23 protein-coding genes and 1 other annotated feature are annotated in these 21,542 nt (G+C 36.7%); of the genes, 2 read left to right on the top strand and 21 right to left on the bottom strand.

Translation table 11 applies throughout. The features are described 5' to 3' along the window. Nucleotides 1-91 precede the first annotated feature (91 nt). The 5 genes from COD11_RS20645 to nadB form a co-directional block, all read right to left on the bottom strand. Nucleotides 92-805 (bottom strand): YhcN/YlaJ family sporulation lipoprotein, encoded by a 714-nt coding sequence (locus COD11_RS20645; RefSeq protein ID WP_176551171.1) that lies wholly within the window; start codon nt 803-805, stop codon nt 92-94. Nucleotides 806-990: 185 nt separating this feature from the next. Continuing rightward, a complete protein-coding gene (safA, locus tag COD11_RS20640; protein ID WP_098798784.1) occupies nt 991-2,430 on the bottom strand; it encodes a SafA/ExsA family spore coat assembly protein in 1,440 nt (479 codons plus the stop codon). Nucleotides 2,431-2,762: 332 nt separating this feature from the next. Further along, complete coding sequence (gene nadA, locus COD11_RS20635; protein WP_098798764.1) at nt 2,763-3,875, bottom strand: quinolinate synthase NadA; 1,113 nt, start codon at nt 3,873-3,875, stop codon at nt 2,763-2,765. A 12-nt stretch (nt 3,876-3,887) separates the two neighbouring features. Continuing rightward, nucleotides 3,888-4,718: a carboxylating nicotinate-nucleotide diphosphorylase gene (gene nadC, locus COD11_RS20630; protein WP_098798762.1), complete on the bottom strand. Its 831-nt coding sequence runs from the start codon at nt 4,716-4,718 to the stop codon at nt 3,888-3,890. A gap of 2 nt (nt 4,719-4,720) precedes the next feature. Then, nucleotides 4,721-6,274 (bottom strand): L-aspartate oxidase, encoded by a 1,554-nt coding sequence (gene nadB, locus COD11_RS20625; RefSeq protein WP_098798760.1) that lies wholly within the window; start codon nt 6,272-6,274, stop codon nt 4,721-4,723. A gap of 117 nt (nt 6,275-6,391) precedes the next feature. Between nadB and COD11_RS20620 the strand changes: the two genes are divergently transcribed. Beyond that, nucleotides 6,392-7,519 (top strand): IscS subfamily cysteine desulfurase, encoded by a 1,128-nt coding sequence (locus COD11_RS20620; RefSeq protein WP_098798759.1) that lies wholly within the window; start codon nt 6,392-6,394, stop codon nt 7,517-7,519. Between the two features lie 60 nt (nt 7,520-7,579). Next, nucleotides 7,580-8,122: a transcription repressor NadR gene (locus COD11_RS20615; RefSeq protein ID WP_098798758.1), complete on the top strand. Its 543-nt coding sequence runs from the start codon at nt 7,580-7,582 to the stop codon at nt 8,120-8,122. 420 nt (nt 8,123-8,542) lie between these two features. Here COD11_RS20615 and pheA read toward each other — a convergent pair whose 3' ends face one another. The 16 genes from pheA to COD11_RS20535 all read right to left on the bottom strand — a co-directional run. After that, nucleotides 8,543-9,424: a prephenate dehydratase gene (pheA, locus tag COD11_RS20610; protein WP_098798782.1), complete on the bottom strand. Its 882-nt coding sequence runs from the start codon at nt 9,422-9,424 to the stop codon at nt 8,543-8,545. Between the two features lie 21 nt (nt 9,425-9,445). Beyond that, on the bottom strand, nt 9,446-9,889 hold the full coding sequence (locus tag COD11_RS20605) for an ACT domain-containing protein (protein WP_098798757.1): 444 nt from the start codon (nt 9,887-9,889) through the stop codon (nt 9,446-9,448). A 182-nt stretch (nt 9,890-10,071) separates the two neighbouring features. After that, nucleotides 10,072-11,355, bottom strand: coding sequence for a GTPase ObgE (gene obgE / locus COD11_RS20600; RefSeq protein WP_098798755.1), 1,284 nt, complete (start codon nt 11,353-11,355; stop codon nt 10,072-10,074). A gap of 80 nt (nt 11,356-11,435) precedes the next feature. Beyond that, the gene (locus COD11_RS20595) at nt 11,436-11,987 is read right to left on the bottom strand and encodes a sporulation initiation phosphotransferase B (protein ID WP_098798753.1); all 552 of its coding nucleotides are present in this window, start codon (nt 11,985-11,987) and stop codon (nt 11,436-11,438) included. Between the two features lie 303 nt (nt 11,988-12,290). Next, a complete protein-coding gene (gene rpmA / locus COD11_RS20590; protein ID WP_098798752.1) occupies nt 12,291-12,581 on the bottom strand; it encodes a 50S ribosomal protein L27 in 291 nt (96 codons plus the stop codon). A gap of 17 nt (nt 12,582-12,598) precedes the next feature. After that, nucleotides 12,599-12,931 (bottom strand): ribosomal-processing cysteine protease Prp, encoded by a 333-nt coding sequence (locus COD11_RS20585; protein ID WP_098798750.1) that lies wholly within the window; start codon nt 12,929-12,931, stop codon nt 12,599-12,601. Between the two features lie 11 nt (nt 12,932-12,942). Next, complete coding sequence (gene rplU / locus COD11_RS20580; protein WP_098798749.1) at nt 12,943-13,251, bottom strand: 50S ribosomal protein L21; 309 nt, start codon at nt 13,249-13,251, stop codon at nt 12,943-12,945. Between the two features lie 12 nt (nt 13,252-13,263). Then, nucleotides 13,264-13,342, bottom strand: a sequence feature (ribosomal protein L21 leader region). A gap of 76 nt (nt 13,343-13,418) precedes the next feature. Then, nucleotides 13,419-14,882 (bottom strand): Rne/Rng family ribonuclease, encoded by a 1,464-nt coding sequence (locus COD11_RS20575; protein WP_176551170.1) that lies wholly within the window; start codon nt 14,880-14,882, stop codon nt 13,419-13,421. Between the two features lie 75 nt (nt 14,883-14,957). Next, nucleotides 14,958-15,716, bottom strand: coding sequence for a M50 family metallopeptidase (locus COD11_RS20570; RefSeq protein ID WP_369689291.1), 759 nt, complete (start codon nt 15,714-15,716; stop codon nt 14,958-14,960). Between the two features lie 100 nt (nt 15,717-15,816). Continuing rightward, nucleotides 15,817-16,608 (bottom strand): M23 family metallopeptidase, encoded by a 792-nt coding sequence (locus COD11_RS20565; RefSeq protein WP_098798744.1) that lies wholly within the window; start codon nt 16,606-16,608, stop codon nt 15,817-15,819. Between the two features lie 142 nt (nt 16,609-16,750). Continuing rightward, the gene (gene minD / locus COD11_RS20560) at nt 16,751-17,554 is read right to left on the bottom strand and encodes a septum site-determining protein MinD (RefSeq protein WP_098798742.1); all 804 of its coding nucleotides are present in this window, start codon (nt 17,552-17,554) and stop codon (nt 16,751-16,753) included. 2 nt (nt 17,555-17,556) lie between these two features. Next, nucleotides 17,557-18,240: a septum site-determining protein MinC gene (gene minC / locus COD11_RS20555; RefSeq protein ID WP_098798741.1), complete on the bottom strand. Its 684-nt coding sequence runs from the start codon at nt 18,238-18,240 to the stop codon at nt 17,557-17,559. A 204-nt stretch (nt 18,241-18,444) separates the two neighbouring features. Continuing rightward, on the bottom strand, nt 18,445-18,963 hold the full coding sequence (gene mreD / locus COD11_RS20550; RefSeq protein ID WP_176551169.1) for a rod shape-determining protein MreD: 519 nt from the start codon (nt 18,961-18,963) through the stop codon (nt 18,445-18,447). Continuing rightward, the gene (mreC, locus tag COD11_RS20545) at nt 18,960-19,892 is read right to left on the bottom strand and encodes a rod shape-determining protein MreC (protein WP_098798739.1); all 933 of its coding nucleotides are present in this window, start codon (nt 19,890-19,892) and stop codon (nt 18,960-18,962) included. The genes mreD and mreC overlap by 4 nt, the downstream gene beginning before the upstream one ends. Before the next feature lie 184 nt (nt 19,893-20,076). Next, complete coding sequence (locus tag COD11_RS20540) at nt 20,077-21,099, bottom strand: rod shape-determining protein (protein ID WP_098798738.1); 1,023 nt, start codon at nt 21,097-21,099, stop codon at nt 20,077-20,079. 219 nt (nt 21,100-21,318) lie between these two features. Continuing rightward, a partial coding sequence (locus COD11_RS20535) for a JAB domain-containing protein (protein ID WP_304362985.1) occupies nt 21,319-21,542 on the bottom strand: 224 nt, incomplete at its 5' end.

The following is a 21,542-nucleotide window of genomic DNA, read 5'->3' as shown; positions in this document are numbered from 1 at the left end:
TTATTAAATCATTTTATATTGTGACCATTTATAGAAGTTTTAACCAAAAATTTTTAATCTAAATCAAAAAACAAGGAGCAAAGCTCCTTGTTTAACGGTTATTAGTAAAAGGACGTTGAACTGCATCGCCTAAGTCATTCAATAATTCATTAACATCTGTATCAATGACATCTCTGTCTACAGCATTTTGAATATCGTTATCGATATTTCGAATGCGTGTAAACGTTCCTTCATCTGTGTAAACTTGAATATTACGTCCATCTGACATTTTTTGAAGCTCTTTTGTTACCTTTTGCTTCATATCTTTGTCATTTCGATCATTCGTATCAACCGCAACTAGCACATTGTCATCTGTAACAATGACTCGCGCATCCTCAACATTGTCCATTTTTTCGACGGAGTTTTTCACTTTTTGAGCAATCTCACCATCACCACGGTTATAATACCCCACTTCATTTAAATGGCGGTGATAATTCGCATCTCCATGGCTATAACGGTTGTCCCGGACAAGACCGTTATCATTATTACCTAGCGGGACAGTTGGATTGCTCATATTACGGTTATCATACCGATTGTTAACTCGTTGAAAATAATTTCTATTATTTTCGCCATTCATTCCATCCATCATTTCAGTAACAGGACCTTCGTTATCTGCACCGTTACCTTCATTTGTATAGTATCCAATTGGCTGAGCTTGATTATTGTTATTGTTTTCTAAGGCACCTTGATCTCCATTACAAGCTGTTAAACCCGTTGTTAACAGTGCAATTGCTGTTAAAGCAGTAGCTTTTTTACCTTTTGTCAAATCAATAACCTCCCCAAGATACTATGTGAGCAAGATGATCGCTCATGTATTATCTTGTACAAGGAAGGAAAAATAAGTCTGTTAGTTAAAGGTAACTATTTAAAAATATGGTGCTTGAGAAGTAAGGTTTGACTTAAGAAAAATATAAAAAAGCAAGGGTGCTTTCACCCTTGCTTTTAAGCAAATTAATCTTCTTCTTCTTCATCACGTTCATCATAATTAGGCATTCCAAACATTTGACCACCTGGGGCTGGTTGCGCTGGATTGTATCCATAAGGACCTGCACCATATGGGGCATAACCTGGTTGGGCCATAAATGGTTGCTGATATGGTTGTTGATATGGCTGCTGATACGGTTGCTGAGCTGGAAAACCGCCATATGGTTGTGCCATAGGGTATCCGCCATATTGGTATGGATTTGCATATGGTGTTGGTCCTCCGCAACCACAATCATCTTGATCATATGCCGGTGCTACTGCCTGTGGATATGGCATACTTGGCATTTGTGGTTGGTTTTCATACTCATACTCATCAGGCATTTCATCATAAGCACCCATAACCTGGTTAGGATATCCAGTGAAGCCCGGTCCAGGCATAACTAGTGACACAGGTACTCCTGCATATGGATTTACTGGAAAGTTTGGTGCATATTGAGCAGGTGCTGCTTGTGGGTATGGCATATTTTGCATATGTCCCTGATTTTCATAATCATAATCATCATCTTCATCATATTCCTCAGGACTTAGTTGCGTTGGATAAGGTTGGTTCGGCATCATCCCCATCCCTGGTCCATATCCATATGGCATTTGCATTGGATAGTATGGAGCAGGTGGACAAAGACCTGATCCTGGTAAAACGGGTGAAACTGGTACCATATACTGCGGTGAAACATATTGCGGCTGGTACATTGCCGGCTGATTATAAGCAGGCATCTGCATTTGTGGCATATTAGGTACATTCGGGACATTTGCCATATTAGCTAAATTCGGCATGTTTGGTACATTAGGCATATTGGCCATATCTTTTAAGTCCTCCTTATCTTCTGTTGCTTCTGGTAAGTAAAATGGCTCTAGTTTTTCTTCTGCGTCTACTTTTGTCATATCAGGCAAGACATTTGCCGGTTTTGGTGGAAGTTGTGGATTTGCCATGTTTGGCATCATCGCCATATTCACCGTATAATAATTATTCACATCCATGCCAGTATATACCGGATGTTGCGCATTTGGTACAGGCGGTATATAGGGTTTTGATGGTTTTTCTGTTAAAGGCTCTTTTGGCATAGTGTCTTCAACATCTACTACTGCCTTTGGCTTTTCTTTTGCAAATGGATGCTCGGCGTTAGGCATTTGCTTCTGGATAGGAGCCTCCTCTTGAATTGGTGCAATTTGCTGTATAGGTGCCTCTTTTTTTATTGGCGCTGTTTGCTGTATAGGCGCTTCCTTCTTAATTGGTGCTTCTTTTTTTACAGCTACATTACCAGAAGGTACTTTGATCTTCATTCCAGGCATGATAAGATCTGGATTACTTAATTGTGTATTCATTCCTTTTAACTCTTCAAAATCAACTCCGTATTTTTTTGCAATTTTCCAAAGAGTGTCGCCTTTTTGTACAATATGAATTTTCAATGCTTTCCCTCCTAAGCCTAAAAATAAATCTAAGCCAACTTCTTCGATGAATGAATGAACATAATGATGATTGACAAATGAAGAAATCATTATGTTGCTTGAGCAAGTTATAAAGAATTCAGATAATGCCATTAATCTTCATAACAATTTATGAGTAAGAAATGGCGAATATGAATAAAATGATAATAAAAGTGGATAAACCTAATGGAAACAGACCTTGTTACAATACTATGATTCAGTGTTGAAAATTATTAGAGTTTTTTTAAAGAGAATTAAGTTATCTCATTAAAATAAAAAAAGAACCGACTAAGTCGATTCCTTTTAGGTGTATTTTATACATTTGCGAGCATACGATCTAATGCTAAAACAGCATCTTTTGTAATTTGTTCCGGTACAACAATTTGGTTAGAGATTTCTCCCTTTTCAAGTCCTTCTAAGGCCCAGAGAAGATGAGGCAAGTCAATGCGGTTCATTGTTAAACACGGGCACATAAATGGATTTAATGAGACAATTTTTTTATCTGAATGATTTTGGATGAGTCGATTAACAAGGTTCATTTCTGTTCCAATTGCCCACTTTGTTCCTGGTTCAGCTGCCTCGATCATATCAATAATATATTTAGTAGAACCGGCGTAATCAGATAAGCCAACAACTTCACGACTACATTCAGGGTGAACAATGATATTCATATCAGGCTCTGTTTTTCGGATATGTTCAATATTTTTTACTGTAAAATTCTCGTGAACAGAACAATGTCCCTTCCAAAGAATGACAACAATTTCTTCTACATGATTACCTTCATACTCCAGCTCATTCGTAATCGGATTCCAGATTGCCATTTTGTCTAAAGGAACCCCTAAATCATAAGCTGTGTTTCTTCCTAAATGCTGATCCGGTAAAAATAAAATCCGTTGTTTTTGAGTAAATGCCCATTCTAGCATTTTTTTTGCATTGGATGATGTTACCGTTGCTCCACCATTTTTACCAACAAATGCTTTAATTGCTGCAGTCGAGTTAACATAAGTTAGCGGAAGAATTGTATCTCCAAAAATCATTTGCAGCTTTTCCCACGCACGATCTGTTTGATCAATATCTGCCATATCGGCCATTGAACACCCGGCTCTCATATCAGGTAAAATTACTTTTTGATTTTCTGATGTTAACATATCTGCTGTTTCAGCCATAAAATGAACACCGCAAAATACAATATACTCAGCCTCTTTATTTAATGCTGCCGCTTGAGCTAATTGCAGAGAATCACCAGTAACATCAGAGAATTGGACAACTTCATCTTTTTGATAATGATGTCCTGGTATATAAAGCTTTGTACCGAATTTCTCTTTAATTTCCTTTACTCTTCTTTCCATTTCTTCAGTTGTTAAATTTTTATAGAATTCCGGCATCATTTCTTTCTTTTCGTGTTCAAGGATATCTAACAGTTCCATTGATGTTCCCCCCTATTTTACATTTAAGCTTATATCTAATGATCTGTATGAATGTGTAAGTATTCCTAAGGATATATAGTCAACATTCGTATGACGATAATCCGCTAAATTGTGCAAGCCAATTCCACCAGAAGCTTCAGTGATAATATGCTTTGGTGTTATTTCTGCAAATCTCGCTACCTCTTCTGGTGACCGATTATCAAACATAATCACATCCGCACCTGCATCAATCGCTTCTTGTAACTGCTCCTCTGTTTCAATTTCCACTTCAATTTTTATCATATGTCCCGTACTTTCTCTTACTTTATTTACAGCATTTTTAATTGAGCCAGAAAATGCGATATGATTATCTTTAATCATCACTCCATCATACAAGCCAAAACGATGATTAAATCCGCCACCACAACGAACAGCGTATTTTTCAAACATTCTTAAACCAGGAGATGTTTTTCTTGTATCACAAATCCTTGTAGTATTTGATTGAAGCAAGTGGATAGCTTTATTTGTTAATGTTGCAATTCCACTCATGCGTTGAAGCAGATTTAAGATAACACGTTCTCCACTTAAAATAACGGCAACCGGTCCTTCAATTTCTGCAATAATGTCTCCTTTTTGAAGAAGATCACCATCTTGTTTTTTTAGATTTACTATTACATCAGAATGAAATAAAGAATAACCAGCTTCAATAATGTTCACTCCTGCAAGTACTCCCTCTTCTTTCGCAAGAATAACAGCCTCTCCTCTAGCCTCCACGCCAAAGATCGTCTGACTGGATACATCTAATTCACCTAGGTCTTCTAAGAAAAACTCTTCCAACTTTTTCTTTAGTTTTATAACATTCACTTTTATACCCCCACAACCATTTCATTCTTTGATCTAAATACTTGTTTTCGATGCCATTTTTCTACTTGATTTGGATAATCTAAACGATAATGACCGCCTCTACTCTCAGTCCTGCTAAGAGAAGAAGTTGTGATCAACCAACCAACTGTCAGCATATTTGTTCTTTCTATTTCATCTATTGTGAAATCCTTCACATTAATATCCCAAAAAGAGATCTGATCCCGATAAGATTCAAACCATTGCTTTGCGAAAAGAAGCTCTTCCTCTGTTCTTTGAATTCCAACATATTTTGTCATGATTTCTTGAATTTCTTGTTTAGTCGGAAGTTTTTTGTTGTCATAATTACTATTTTTATTTGAGTGAAGATTAATATTCGTTGTAGTTTGATGTTCAAAAGGTTGTGATAAAAGATAAGTTGCCAATCTTTGACCGAATACAAGCCCTTCCAACAAAGAGTTGCTTGCTAACCGGTTGGCACCGTGTACACCTGTACATGCCGCTTCACCAATTGCATATAAGTTCTTAATACTTGTCTCCCCTTTATCATTTGTAACGATACCACCCATCAAAAAATGCATGCCAGGAGCAACGGGGATTTTTCCTAATTCAAGTTTTACTCCATATTTTCTGCAAAGTGCAGAAATCGTAGGAAATCTTAAAGAAAAGTTCTCGATCATAGAGATATCTAGAAAAACACGATTTCCTTTTTTCATTTCATAGAAAATGGCTCTTGAAACAATATCTCTTGAAGCCAAGTCAGCTTGAGGATGCAATTTACTCATAAAAGCTTCGTCATTTTGATTAATTAAAATGGCTCCTTCTCCTCGAACAGCCTCAGAAATAAGGCCAACACACTTTCCATCTATATGAAGCATCGTCGGATGAAATTGAATAAATTCCATATCAGCAATGTCTGCTCCTGCCCTATATGCCATTGCAATTCCATCACCCGTGATCACATCTGCATTTGAGGTATGCCCATAAACAGCTCCACAACCACCACTTGCAATAATTGTTTTACTTGCTAGGTATTGCTTACATTCCCCTTTGTTGTTTTTTGTATTAACACCAACACATTTTCCACTCTCAATCACTAGCTCGATCGCCATTTCATTTTCAATCATAGAAACATATTTTTTCGTCTTTTGATACAGAAAAGTGGTCAACTCTTTACCAGTTGCATCTCCACCAGCATGAATAATCCGATTCCTACTATGAGCCCCTTCTTTCCCAAGCAATAATTGTCCGTATGGATTAGTATCAAAATTCATTCCATTTTGTATTAACCCCTGAATCTCAGAAGGACCATCTTGTACAAGGTACTCAACGTTCTGCACATGATTATGATCACAACCAGCAGCCAATGTATCTTCATAATGAAGCTTCCAAGAATCTTTTGAATCTACTGCTGCAGCGACTCCACCTTGGGCAAGCATTGAATTACTTGCTGACCATGAAGACTTTGTAATGATTGTCACATTCAGGTAACGAAGATGATACGCAGCAGAAAGTGCCGCAAGTCCACTACCGATAATAATAACATCTGTTTGAGGCATAACACCCCTCCTGTAATTTACACCTGTCTTGACACCTATATTTACATAAATTTAAAATAATGACAAGAGTTTTTATTTCTATCTTTATAAGATTATTAGAATAATAGGGGTGATACCGTGATTTATCTTGACTATGCAGCAACAACACCAATGAGTGACAATGCTCTTCACATATATACGAAAGCCGCAAAAAGTGCATTTGGAAACAGCAGTAGCTTACATGATATTGGGGAAATTTCAGCAAAAACACTACATGCCTCTAGAAAAATCATTGGAGATTCTATTGGCGGAAATGAAAAAGGCGTTTATTTTACAAGCGGAGGTAGTGAAGCAAATATAGTTGCTGTTCAATCTTTATTAAATGGCTTAGATTCTAACAAAAAACATTTGATTACCACTGTAATGGAGCATTCTTCGCTTTTTACTTATTTCAAAAAGCTAGAATCTGAAGGGTTTGAAGTAACTTTCTTATCTCCTGATAAATATGGGAACATTTCATTATCTTCAGTAAAAAAGGCAATAAAGAGTGATACAGGACTTGTCTCTATTCAACACGGTAATTCAGAGATAGGAAGCATACAGCCTATTGAAGAAATTGGACTATCTTTAAAAGAAATGGGAATTATTTTTCATAGTGATTGTGTTCAAACATTTGGAAAAATACCTCTGAATGTTACCAATATTGATGCAATATCAATTTCAAGTCACAAAATTTACGGCCCTAAAGGAATCGGGGCAGCATATATAAATCCATCTATTCATTGGCACCCTGTCATACCAGGTACAACACACGAATTCGGGTTTCGACCTGGAACAGTCGATGTTCCTGCTGCTGCAGCATTTGCAACAGCAGCCAATGATATAATGACTAATAGAAATGACTTCTACAATCACTATCAAAAGTTAAAAAATTTGTTTATTGAGTTACTTCAGCCTTATAAGGAAAAAATAACTATATTAAACTGGGATGACAAGTTTCACTCCCTGCCAAACATACTGCCTATTATGGTCAAGGGAATCGAGGGACAATATGTCATGCTCGAATGTAATCGGTTTGGCTTTGCTGTATCAACAGGAAGTGCATGTCAAGTCGGAATGCAGGCTCCCCCGAAATCTGTTGTTGCATTAGGATATAGTGATCAAGAAGCAAAGCAATTTATTAGGGCGTCTTTCGGAAAGGATACTACGGAAGAACATATTAGACGTTTTACTGATATTTTAATAAGAATTGTAGAAAATTTCTAAAAAACTTGATGGAATATAAAAAGCAATGGTTTACTAGTGTATAGAGTGTACTCTGGAGGAATGAAAATGAAAGATAAAATATTAGGAGAAGAACGAAGAAGCCTATTATTAGACAGACTAATAAATGCCGAGGAGCCCATCACGGGTGGAGAGCTGGCAACTTTAGCGAATGTGAGCAGACAAGTTATTGTACAGGATATTTCGCTACTAAAAGCCAAAAACCATCCAATTATGGCAACAAGTCAAGGCTATGTTTATTTAAATAAAGAAGCGAATGAACAAAAATTGCATGAACGTATTATTGCATGTAGTCATAATCCTGAACGAACAGAAGAGGAACTAACCATTCTGGTGGATCACGGTGTTTTCATCAAAGATGTTATTGTTGAACATCCTGTTTACGGTGACTTAACAGCATCTATTATGGTTGGAAATCGAAATGATGTAAAAGAATTCATGAAAAAAATCAATCAGCATAATGCTGCTTATTTATCACAATTAACAGAAGGTCTACACCTTCATACGTTGCAGGCAGATACAAGCGAAAAATTAGATCTAGCTTGTGAAGAGTTAAGTAAGGCTGGATTTTTAGTAAAAGAATAAAGGTGACGCAAAAGTACACTATACGAATTAACATTACATTTCGTATAGTAATTCGTGCTAGGCTTAAAAAGCAATTTGGTAAGAAAATCAGCAAAGAAAAATGCTTGGAGATACTCCAAGCATTTTTTACACCAAGTGAAGCACCCGATTAAGCGATTACCAAATCTTCATGGATCACCAGGAAATAAGCTACTAAAATAAGCGGAGAGATTCCTCTTATTGAGGAAATAGCACGAAAAATAGATGTAATAGACGGAAAGATTCCGCTTATTTAATCAAAAAAGATGAAAAGGAACCATTTTAGTTTGCTTAACGGGGAAAATTCCGCTTATTTCCCCGAACCAAGCTCATTCTTCAGTCTAACCGGAAAAACTCCGCTTATTTAAACCATCGGTTATTCAAGTAAGGAGATCACTTTTCTTATTTTGCCTCTTTTTCTGCACCCTGCTTAATCATATAAGCATCATAAGTACCTAACAGCTTTACGCCGCAGCCAAGTGCTTCCAATTCTGAGATCGCTCCTGGTATTAAGACTTCATCTACTTTCATATCAATATCAATGATAAAAAAGTAGTTTCCTAAACCGGTTTTCATTGGTCTAGATTCGATTTTCGAAAGGTTTAGCTTCCGCCAGGTAAACGCGGATAACACTTGATGCAACGCACCTGACTGATCAGATGGCAAGGTAACCATTAATGTTGTTTTTTCCTTCTCCGACACCAATTTTGAGCTTGGATACTCCCCATCAAGAGACGGATGAACAATAGCAAAACGAGTATGATTATAATGATAATCATGAATATTTGCCTTTACTATTTCTAAACCATATTCCTCTGCTGCTAGCTTGTTTGCAATAGCTGCGACAAGTTCTTCGGAATGCTGACTCACATAGTAAGCTGCTGCTCCAGTTGATGTAGCATAGTCATATGTAATGCCTTTAAACGTTTTATGCAAAAATTTATGACATTGAGCAATAGCATGGGAATGAGAATAAACACGATTCACTTGTTCCCACTTCTCTCTATTAGCAGGATGAACCATAAAGTGTTGCTCGATTGGTGAAACAATTTCCCCTACTATATATAATGGTTGCTCATGGATTAAATAGTCTATCGTTAAATTTACTGATCCTTCAAGTGCATTTTCGGTAGGTACGACGGCAAAATCAATCTCCCCACCAGCTACTGCATCAATACATTGCGGTATTGTGGAGTAAGCTACTTGCTCAATGTCATCTCCAAAATATGATTGAACAGCTAAGTGGGTAAATGTTGCTTTCGGACCTAAAAAACCTACCTTAATTGCCAACTTCCATTCAACTCCTTATGCTCCTTGCCCTAAAATCTCAACCTTTTCAACAAACTCTAATCTTCTTAGCTTGGACATAAGCTGATTTATTTCTTCTGTCATCCCATTAGTATTAAGTGATAGCGTTACATTAGCACGGCCTTGAATTGGAATCGTTTGATGTATCGTTAACACATTACAACCAGCATTTGCGACAACAGATAACAAATGAGAAAGTGTACCACTACGATCTTCTAAGTGAAAAAAAAGGGTAATCAGTTTTTCTTTAACCATTGTGTGAAACGGAAACACAGCATCTCGATATTTATAAAAAGCGCTACGGCTCATATCAACACGCTGCACAGCTTCAGCTACAGAGTCTACCTTCCCTCTTTCTATTAACTTCTTTACCTCAAGTGTTTTTTTCATCGCTTCAGGTAATATATCCTCACGCACCAAATAAAAGGTATCGTCCTTCATGATTTCCCTCCCACTTTTTTCTCAATGTAGATAATTTATCACAATATTGGCTAAATTTCTTCCTTTTTTCAGAAGAAAAACGAAATTTCCTTATAAATTGACCAAAATATATGTATAGGTTTTAATTAAGACATAAAAAAAGAGAGCTAACGTTCAGCTCCCTACTAGCTTAGTTTAATCTGCTATTCAACGAATTCAAATTCATAATCCATTAATTTCACAATGTCTCCATCTTCTGCTCCACGTTCACGCAATGCTTCATCAACACCCAAGCCGCGAAGCTGACGTGCAAATCGTCTCACAGACTCTTCTCGAGAGAAATCTGTCATTTTGAAGAGTTTTTCGATTTTCTCTCCTGTTAGAACATATGCCCCTTCACTGTCACGAGAAATAGCAAAATTCGGCTCTTCTTTCTTGAACTCATACACAACACGATTTTCTGTTTCTTCTTCTTCATAAAGAGGAAATTCTGGAGCTTGTTCAATTGCATCTGCAACTGCGTATAATAGTTCTCGAACACCTTCTCTTGTGATGGCCGAAATAGGGAAAATTTGTAGATCTTCCTCTAACTTTTCTTTAAATGATTTAAGATTTTCCTCAGAATCAGGCATGTCCATTTTATTGGCTACAATAATTTGCGGTCTTTCTGTTAAACGTAAGTTATATTCCTTTAACTCCGCATTAATCGTTAAATAGTCTTCATAAGGATCTCTTCCCTCTAACCCGGACATATCAATCACATGAACAATAACACGCGTTCTTTCAATATGTCTAAGGAATTGATGACCTAAACCAATACCCTCATGAGCTCCTTCAATCAATCCTGGAAGGTCTGCCATGACGAAGCTTCTTCCATCTTCCGTTTCGACCATTCCTAAATTTGGAACTAGAGTTGTAAAGTGATATTCAGCAATTTTAGGTTTTGCAGATGACACAACGGATAATAATGTAGATTTACCTACACTTGGAAACCCAACTAATCCAACATCAGCTAATACCTTTAATTCTAAAATAACATTTCGCTCAATACCTGGTTCTCCGTTTTCTGAAAGCTCTGGAGCAGGGTTTGCAGGGGTAGCAAATCGACTATTCCCTCTACCACCACGGCCACCTTTTGCTATAACCGCTTGTTGTCCATGTTCAGTTAAATCGGCGATAACTTGTCCTGTTACTTCATCTGTCACAACAGTCCCTGGTGGAACTTTTACAATCATTGGTGAAGAATTTTTACCATGTTGATTTTTTGACATGCCATGTTCTCCACGAGGTGCCTTAAAATGACGTTTGTATCTAAAGTCCATTAACGTTCGTAGTCCTTCTTCTACTTCAAAAACAACGTCAGCTCCGTTGCCGCCATCACCACCAGCAGGACCTCCCTTTGGAACATACTTCTCGCGACGAAAGGCAACCATTCCGTTTCCACCGTCGCCACCTTTTACATAAACCTTGACCTGATCGACAAACATTTGTCTTCCTCCGTTCTACATACCTATACATAAAGTAAGCTTATATTCAGCTCACTATTAAAGAAAATGAGTAATTGGAATCACATGAGTGATAACGCCACCGTTATCTGGTATGTACTAATTTCCAGTTCATCTACCTGAATAGCATGATTCCCTGATCTTTCAAACCAATTCTTTATTTGCTCTTTATCTTTTAGTATGCCTTCAAAATCAAAAAAGAAACGAATTCCTTCTTCATTAGAATGACCTGTATTCAAAGTAATACTTACATGATTTTCACCCGAGTAATCAACGGTGTTATCTAGTATATCCAAAAATTCCTTACTCCATTTTGTAATTGGTTCATCATAGTGTGAAAAGCTCTTTATATCACCTAAAACTTCATATTCTAATGTAAAATGATGACTATACCAATTAAACGTCATGAGGTAACTTGCAAATAAAGGCATGTGCAGATTACACAACTTTGATTCTTGCTGTGCTTCAATGACAATCTCTTCAATAATATCCTGAACACGATCATATTTTTGTAGTGACATATTACCCTTAATTAACTGCAATTTATTCATCCAGTCATGCCGGGAATGACTTAAAAGATCAATAATATTCATATCATTTTGATTGTTTTTCATACAATTTCTCCTACTATTTAATTAAAATCATTTTCATAAAGGAGTTATACTTATTTTTAGGCTGTATTAAAAATTATAACAAACATTGTATTAGAACTTAAGGAGTAATTTCTAATTTAAGAAGAATTGTATTAAATGAAGTTGAAAATACGTGACGTGTAGTAGAGTTGAATAAGAATAGAGAGCTTATGTACTGTTCTAATTGTTGTTTTTTATCACTATAGATTCAATTGGATATTACTACATGAACATAACCATTTAATTAAAAAACTCTAACCTAGCCGGTTAGAGTTTTTCGTAAAATTAAGCTTCTTGAGCTACTGGATATACGCTAACTTTTTTACGGTCACGTCCGAAACGTTCGAACTTAACAACACCATCAACTTTTGCGAATAGTGTATCATCACCGCCACGGCCAACGTTTTCACCTGGGTAAATTTTTGTACCGCGTTGACGGTAAAGAATTGAACCACCAAAAACGAACTGACCATCTGCACGCTTAGCACCAAGACGTTTTGAGATAGAGTCACGACCGTTTTTAGTCGAACCTACCCCTTTCTTAGATGCGAAGAACTGAAGATCTAATCTTAACATGAAGTTTCACCTCCTGCTTAATGATGAGTTACCGAAATATATTGTCCATACTCTCTTTCAATTGTTTGTAATGAAACAACCATACCTTCTAATAACAATTGAACTTTGTCACTTGTTGATGCATCGAGATTTTCGGGGATTTCTACTTTGAGATATCCTCCTTCTCCTCCTTGATCAATTTGTGGTTCAATGTTTGTTAACGAGAGAACTGCATTAACAGCTCCGAAGGTAACAGCAGATGCTCCAGCGCAAACAATGTCCTTGCCGTATTCATCGAATTCAGCATGTCCAGATAAGATGAACGCTGTAATTAGTCCCTCATTTGAACGATAAATTTTGGCATTTATCATTTCAAATCGCCTTACGCGTTGATTTTTTCAATAACAACTTTTGTGTAAGGCTGACGGTGACCTTGCTTTTTACGGTAGTTTTTCTTAGCTTTGTATTTGAAAACAGTGATTTTCTTTTGACGACCTTGTTTTTCAACTTTAGCCGTAACAGAAGCACCACTTACAGTTGGGCTACCAACTTGAACGTTGTCTCCACCTACAAATAAAACTTTGTCAAACGTAACAGTTTCACCTTGGTCAGCAGCTAGTTTTTCAACGTAGATAACTTGACCTTCTTCAACCTTGATTTGTTTACCACCAGTTTCGATAATTGCGTACATTCTCTGCACCTCCTATAGACTAAGACTCGCCAAAATCAGGTGAATGCCATAGCATTACTTACTACCATATTTTGAGCGGTTGTAGCACGGTGCGCTACAAGTCATAACATTAAACATATTATCAAAAACATAAAGATTATGCAATAGATTTTTCTTTAAACTTTATTTTACTTTGAATATGTGCGAACCCTTTCCATTATTGATTGATAATCGCCAAACTGTTTTATCCGATAGCTTGGGTTCGAGGTATGATACTCAGAACATATAATAGTTATTTTTAATATTTCCTCAAGTTTTATAAGATGTTCATTATTTTCACCGGCTAACAAGTGTATAACATCATTAGTTGCTTCAATCCACACAGCTTCCTCATCCATAAACTGATATTCCCATAGTTCCCGTTCAAGCTTAAAAGCGATAGCTTCTGCTGATGGCATTCGCCCTGTACCTTTGCAAAGTCTACATGGTTCGGTTATAGAAATATCGACAGGTTGTCGAACCTTTTTCCTTGTTATTTGTAAAATATTTAACTCGGTAAATCCTAAAACCTTATGCTGTACACGGTCTTGTTTCATTTGTTTCTTTACTGTTTCTTCAATAAACTGTCGATCTTCCTTTTGCTTCATATCAATAAAATCAATTAAAATAATGCCACTATGATTACGAAGGCGAATTTGTTTTGCAGCCTCAATTGCGGCCAATTCATTTGTTTTCAAAACGGTGTCACGCATCGATAATTTCCCGGAAAATTTCCCGGTATTTACGTCAATTATCGTCATGGCCTCTGTTTGCTCAATAATGATGTATGCACCGTTCTTTAACCAAACAATTTGTTTCAATAATTTCTCTATTTCCTGCTCGATTTTATAAAATGAGAATATTCCCTCCTTTTTATCATGATAAACGATTGATGACTCGGGGTATTCTGTTTTAAGGCTCTGCACACGTTCAAGTTGATCACTAATTAACGTGTCTTCCTTCCTGATAGACATTTCATTCATAAGACGATCAACAAAACTCCTTGCTTCATATACACATTGTGGCTTCGAAATAGCTATCTTTTTCACTTGTTCAAACTTCATCTTCAGACTATTATACTCTTCTTCTAAATCTTTCTTGGATTTCCCTTTGCTTGCCGTACGCAAAAGAATCCCCTCTTGATTCTTACAAAATTCCTCTGTAAGAGCCAAAAGGCGATTTCTCTCTGTTTCATCTGTGATCTTTTTAGACACAGCTTTATAATTGCCATAAGGCATATACACTAAATGACTGCCACCAAATTCAATATTTGTTGTTAGTTTAGGTCCTTTTTGATCTGTTCCGCTTTTAACCACTTGAACAAGCAGCAGCTCACCTTCTCTAACATAATGAGAGACGGATGATTTTGTAGAAGATTCGGCAAGTTGAAAGCTCACCAAATCATTACGATGCAAATAGCCGTTATGAGGTAATCCGATATCAACAAACGCAGCCTGCATACCTGGCAAAACCTTTTTAACACGACCTGCAAAAATATTTCCTACAATTTCATCTTCTGAGGAATATGATTGATGGATTTCAACGAGTTGCTCTTCCTCAAGAACAGCACATCTTGTTTCTTTTGTTTTTTCATTTATGATTATTCTTCTCACAGTTATGAACTCTCTTTCTCTAACTTAAATTCAACGTAAGTGTAATTTTACTATACCATAACATGGACAAGAGAATTAATAGGCATACACAAGATCACCTATTTTTGAATCTGTTAATTTATCAGCAAAATAAGCATGCAGTAACTCATTTTCATCCATTTGAGAAATCTTCACGCCATCTCTTTCAACAATTATTAAGTGCTTACAGCCTCTTTGAAATTGAAGAAGCACATCATAAATGAGCTCATTTTCTTCCACAACAATTGGCTTTATATGATTAATTGATGCCTGTTTTCCATAATATCTTTCCATTAAAAATCGTAGACAACTGTACATTCTGTTTTTATGTTCATGATACAAACTATAAATAAGGAAAGTAGTAATGATCCACATATTAAGATGTGTTGGTGAAAACAACACCGTACTCACTACGTATAATCCTAAAAAGATAAGAGAAGAAATCATCATATGAAAGTGGGCTTTTTGATATGACCAAAAATTTGAGAATAAAATAAATAACAGCTTTCCGCCATCAAGGGGCCAGATTGGTAATAAATTAAAAAGAAGAATGGTCATATTATAAAACGAAAACAGTTGATAATCATCCGGGTTTACGAACCCGAAAAAATACAATAGAAAAACTGTACCTTGAAGCCAAAGATGCTGGATAGGACCTGCAAGCACCACAATAAACTCTTCTTTTAATGAGCGATTACCATGTTCATCAACCTCGGCAACCCCACCAAATGGGAGAAGCATAATATTTTTTATCCTCCAAGAAAAAAAATGAGCACTTATTGCATGGCCCATTTCATGTACAAAAATAATAATCATTAAAAAGAAGAGGGGTTTGAAATTTGCAGTAACGATACTAATAGCAATCATGACCCATAACAAAGGATGTATATGAATTTTTTGTAGAAGTGAAAGATATTTACTCAAATTGAATCACCTGAATTGGGTCTATAAATGCATCGCCCTTTTTAATCGCAAAATAATACGTTCCTTTTTGATTTTCAGAAAGTTTTATTTTACCTAACTCCTTACCTTTTTCAACATAGTCATAAAGAGCAACATCCACTTTATCTAAGTTTCCATACCATGACTTTGTGCCATCAGCATGTTGAAGAACAATCGTAAGCCCTGTTTGATCTTTTTCGCCAGCTTCGATGATAATCCCCTCATTCATCGCTTCAACAGATGGTCGATTCGTTTCCACCATTATTCCTTGTCCATTGTCTTTAAATGACTCTAACACCTTACCTGAGGCCGGTACAGCAAGTTGTACCATTTGAGTATCGTTCTCTGTCTCTGTTTTGTTTTCGTCCTTTGGTTGAAATAAAGCTAGTGGTTCTCCAAACTGATCTTGATACCATTTAGATACAGTCGCAAATTGAAACTCTTCCTCAAGTGAATAATTGATTACCGATTTAGCTTGATCAAACATCGGTGCTCCATTTTTAAAGACAATCGCTGTGACAAGAACCAATATAGCAGAAAATAAGATCTTAAACATAAATACTTCTGTTCGAAAGAGTGGGTGTCCTCCGTTTGGCTTGCCAGGTCCCCCCTCATATGTAGGAGGAGAATAAATACCACCATATCGCTCTTCATCACTTATAAATAAGGAGGTACGACTTGGTTCGTGACTATTTCCATTTGATAAACCTTTTTCGCGTTTCCGCTTTGCAATTCTTTTTCTTACTTCATCCGCTCGATGACTCATCCCCATCCATCCTTTTAGCAAGTTTGTACAAGTGTATGCCTTGTCCTGCCAGGATATGAACAAAAAATGACCGGTATCAAAATTCACCATTGTAAAATGGTTAGAATTAAGACACCAGTCATTTAATCTATAAATCTAGTATTTAAACTCGTACACCGAAGAATTTTTTTAGTTTTACAAACATCCCTTTATTTTGATCTTCTAAAGATTGTAATGGGACGGATTCTCCAAGAATTCGACGAGCAATATTTCTGTAGGCAATTGCTGCACGGTTATCTGGATTCATCGCAATCGGCTCACCATTGTTAGATGCCTTAATAACATCATCATCATCAGCGACAATGCCGATTAAATCAATCGATAAATGTGTCACTATTTCATCTACATCAAGCATATCTCCATTTTTCACTAAATGGTTGCGAATTCGATTAACAATAAGTTTAGGTGGTTCAATTTCTTCTTGTTCTAGTAACCCAATAATTCGGTCTGCATCACGAACAGCTGAAATTTCAGGTGTTGTAACAACAATTGCTTTATCCGCACCGGCCACCGCATTTTTATATCCTTGTTCGATGCCAGCAGGACAGTCAATAACGATATAATCATAATCTTGTTTTAATTCATTAATGAGCTTTTTCATTTGTTCCGGTTTAACAGCCGTTTTATCACTTGTTTGCGCAGCAGGTAATAAATATAGTAAATCCTCAAAACGCTTGTCCTTTACAAGTGCCTGATGCATTTTACAACGACCTTCAACCACATCTACTAAATCATAAATAATTCGGTTCTCAAGCCCCATTACAACATCCAGGTTTCGAAGACCGATGTCTGTATCTACTAGACAAACTCGTTTGCCTAATATAGCTAAAGCTGTCCCAATATTTGCCGATGTCGTTGTCTTACCAACGCCACCTTTACCTGAGGTAATGACAATTGCTTCACCCATTGTTAGATTCCCCCTTCAAACCTCGTTAAATTCGGTCGTAGATGAGTAAGTTGCTGTAATCTCTCAATTACCATTTCTTCGTCTTCATTAATATAAGCACATTCCATCTCATTACCTTCGTTTGGTATATGATCTGGAGCCCGATTAATAACCTCACCGATGCGCAGCTGTGTTGGCTTCATTATTGAAGCAGCAATTACAGCTTGTTGATTTCCATTTACACCAGCATGCGCAATACCTCTTAACGCTCCTAGAACAAAAATATTCCCAGTGGCACTTACTGTTCCACCTGGATTCACATCACCTATTAGCAGTAGATCTCCATTCACCTTAAGAACTTGACCGGAGCGCACAATTTTCGTAATAGAAACGATCTCCGTCTCTCTTTTTAATCTTAGTGCCTCATCCTTCGTCATAACATTACTATCAATTGACTCTACCAAAAGATTCCGCTTCTGCTTAATAACCGATTCTAGTTTTTCTCGCTGATTCTTATCTATGAAACGATTTCCAACCTTTACATTAACTCCAATAACCGGACCGCCTTGTTGAACATATTGCTTTAAAGACAGCATTTCCTCAAGCTCCTGGAGCAATTGGTCAAAAGAACATGAATCATCGAGATGTAACGTTAAGCCATCTTTAGTGCCTTTTATCGTAACATATTGCTGTTTTTGGACCTTCATGACGTTCACCTCAACGATTTTACTATTCGACAGAAATGCTCTAAATCCTTTTTATACTATCAAATAATATAAGATTTTAGGAAAGATAGTATATGAAAAACTAAGACTTTTGCCATAGAACTTGATAATAAGCCGAGTTTTTCTATTGTAATCATATCATTCATTTTATATTGAATGTTATAGGAACCTCATTGCCAGTTAATCTTAATCCTCTGACTCTGCCAACTTTAATTTCGTTAAAAATGTTTTTAATGGATAAATAAATAAACCAGCAACAACAAGATTCATTGCCAAGGTTGGAAGTAACCTTAACGTTGTAAAATCATAGAGAGACATTTTTGTTGCATCAATTAAATAGTTAATTCCATAAACATAGTATTCAAGCACAGATATAGCTAAGAGAGTAAGAAATAATACAATTAATACGTGTCCATGTAGTACCTTCATTGCCTTTGATATAAGATAGGCCAAGAATCCGTATGCAAAAAGATAAATTCCCATGACTTCAATATAAATAATATCGTGTAAAAGTCCAAATATAAAGCCAAATAACATACCTTGGGTACGATTTAAGTATACAGTTATGAAAATGACAAAAATTAAAATAAATCTCGGAACAAATATATAATCTTCGGATATAAATGAAAGTGAAACTAAATGTGCAAAGATGCTTTCACTTATAAAAGAAAAAAAGACAAGAAAAGGAAGAATGAAACGTCTCAAGATTCCTCCTCCTCCTCTTCAGCCAATGCTTCCACCGGATCTTCTGATGCTGCGTTTCGCTTCGCTACCCATACCCGGTCAATATCGTAAAAATTAGCTGCAGGCTTTACATAGGCCATTTGTTCCAACCCATAAGAATCAGGCTCTACTTCGGTAATCTCCCCAATAAGAATTCCTCCAGGGAAAACTCCTCCTATGCCTGCTGTTATGACTTTTTGACCTTCCACAAGCTTAACATTTGATTCAATTCGACGAAGCAGAAGGGCTCCTTTTTCTTCGTCATAACCTTCAATTAACCCTGTAATTTTCTCATTATTTTTAGTTGTGTCGTTTTCTTTTTCATCACCATCTGCTACTGGCAGTGGTTGCACCTCAGCTGATATTCGATTTTTCAAATCTGTTGCACTTAAAAGTTGTACAGTCGATGTGAATTGAGAGGTTGATTTTACTTTCCCAACCAGTCCCTGTGCTGTGACAACAGCCATGTTCGGCTCAACCCCGTCTTGTTCTCCTTTATCAATGGATACATAGTCATACCATTTATCTGGATTTCGACCTATAACAGCTGAAAATATTGGATTATAATCCCTTAAATCGGCAACCTTTCCAAGCTCAGCCTTTAGTTTTTCATTTTCAATTTTGTACTCTTGTAAATCAGCTTCAAGCTGCATATATTCATCAAGTCTACTTTTTAGTAGCTCATTTTCTTCATACGTATTTTTTAAATCGTTCACATTTTCAAAGAAGTTTGATACGTATGTTGCAGGCTTATGAAAAATTGATTGAAAAACACTTACGGTGTCTTGCAAAAATTGTTCCGGCCATGATAGCTCTCGATTATCTTTTAAAGAAAAACCAATCAATGCCACTAAAACGATCACACTTACTAGTAACAAGATAAGGCGTTTATTTAGAAAAAACTGTGGCATGATGAACACCCTCTTATTTCTAATTTAGTAGAAAAACTCGGCTTAGCGCCAAGTAGAATGGCGAAAACCTTTGTCTTTTTTATCCTATTATTGCAGGAGAATCTTATTCTTCTTACTAACATAAAACAGAGCCAGCACTGCGAGTCAGTACCAGCCTGATTTATAAAACTATTGCTTACAAAAGTTAACGACTGTCTCTAGCTTTATTTTTAAACAAATGAATATGCTCTAAAGCTTTACCTGTTCCGATTGCAACACAATCTAACGGATCTTCTGCAATTAATACCGGCATATTCGTTTCTTCACCAATCACCTTATCAAGGTTGCGAAGAAGGGCTCCCCCTCCTGTTAACACAATTCCACGATCCATAATATCCGCAGCAAGCTCTGGTGGAGTTTTTTCCAATGTATTTTTCACTGAATCAACAATCATATAAACCGTGTCTTTTAGGGCTTCGGCAATTTCCTCAGCCGTAATCTCAATTGTTTTCGGTAATCCTGTTAATAAGTCACGTCCACGAATATCCATGTTTTCCACGCCATCAGGAGAACCTGCTGAACCAATTTCTACTTTGATCGCTTCAGCCGTACGATCACCAATCATTAAGTTATATGTTTTGCGAATGTATGTAGTAATAGCCTCATCCATTTCATCACCGGCAACACGAATTGATTGACTTGTAACAATTCCACCTAGTGAAATAATGGCTACTTCCGTCGTTCCTCCACCAATATCAACAACCATACTACCTGTTGGTTCCCAAACAGGCAGATTTGCACCGATAGCAGCAGCAAATGGCTCTTCTATTGTATAAGCATCACGGGCACCTGCTTGTCTTGTTGCATCAATAACTGCTCTTTCCTCTACCGCTGTTATACCTGAAGGAACACAAACCATAACATAAGGCTTTCTTGAGAAAACACCTTTTGTTTTCGTTGCTTGCTTAATATAATACTTCATCATTGTTGCTGTTGTTTCATAATCCGCAATAACGCCATCCTTCATTGGTCGAAGGGCAACGACATTTCCTGGCGTACGTCCGATCATGTTTTTTGCATCATTACCAACGGCAACAATTTGCTTTGTGTCTGTTTGCAGAGCAACTACAGATGGCTCCCTAACAACAATTCCTCTTCCTTTAACAAACACAAGTGTGTTTGCAGTCCCCAAATCTATTCCAAGGTCTCTTGTACCAATACCGAACATAGGGTGTATCTTCCTTTCTGAAACGAAATATGCTTTTGCTTATTTTTATGAAAATTGACAGAATGCAACTTTCTTCTTTTTGAGGTTAGCTTGCTCGTTACTAACAAGTGAGTTCTTTTTCGTAACTTTTCTTCATCTTCCATAAAAACATGAGCTTTTTTGGTGACCCTAAAAAACCCATAAGACTTATTATATCGTAATTGCTCAAAAAAAAAAGTATTACATGTAGCCTTTTTCTTTCAGACTAACAAATTTTTGTTCACCAATGATAAGATGGTCCAAAAGTTCTATGCCTAACACCTTTCCACATTCTGATAACCGTTTTGTTACCTCAATGTCTTCTCTACTCGGTGACGGGTCACCAGAAGGATGATTATGGATGCATATTAAAGAAGCTGCAGATCTTTTTAAAGCTTCCTTAAAGTAGGGTAAGAACCCGGCGC

It is taken from the genome of Bacillus sp. AFS040349 (assembly GCF_002577655.1).
GTDB lineage: Bacteria > Bacillota > Bacilli > Bacillales > Bacillaceae > Metabacillus.
The sequence above is the reverse complement of the archived record's forward strand: the minus strand, read 5'-3'. Positions and strand labels throughout refer to the sequence as shown.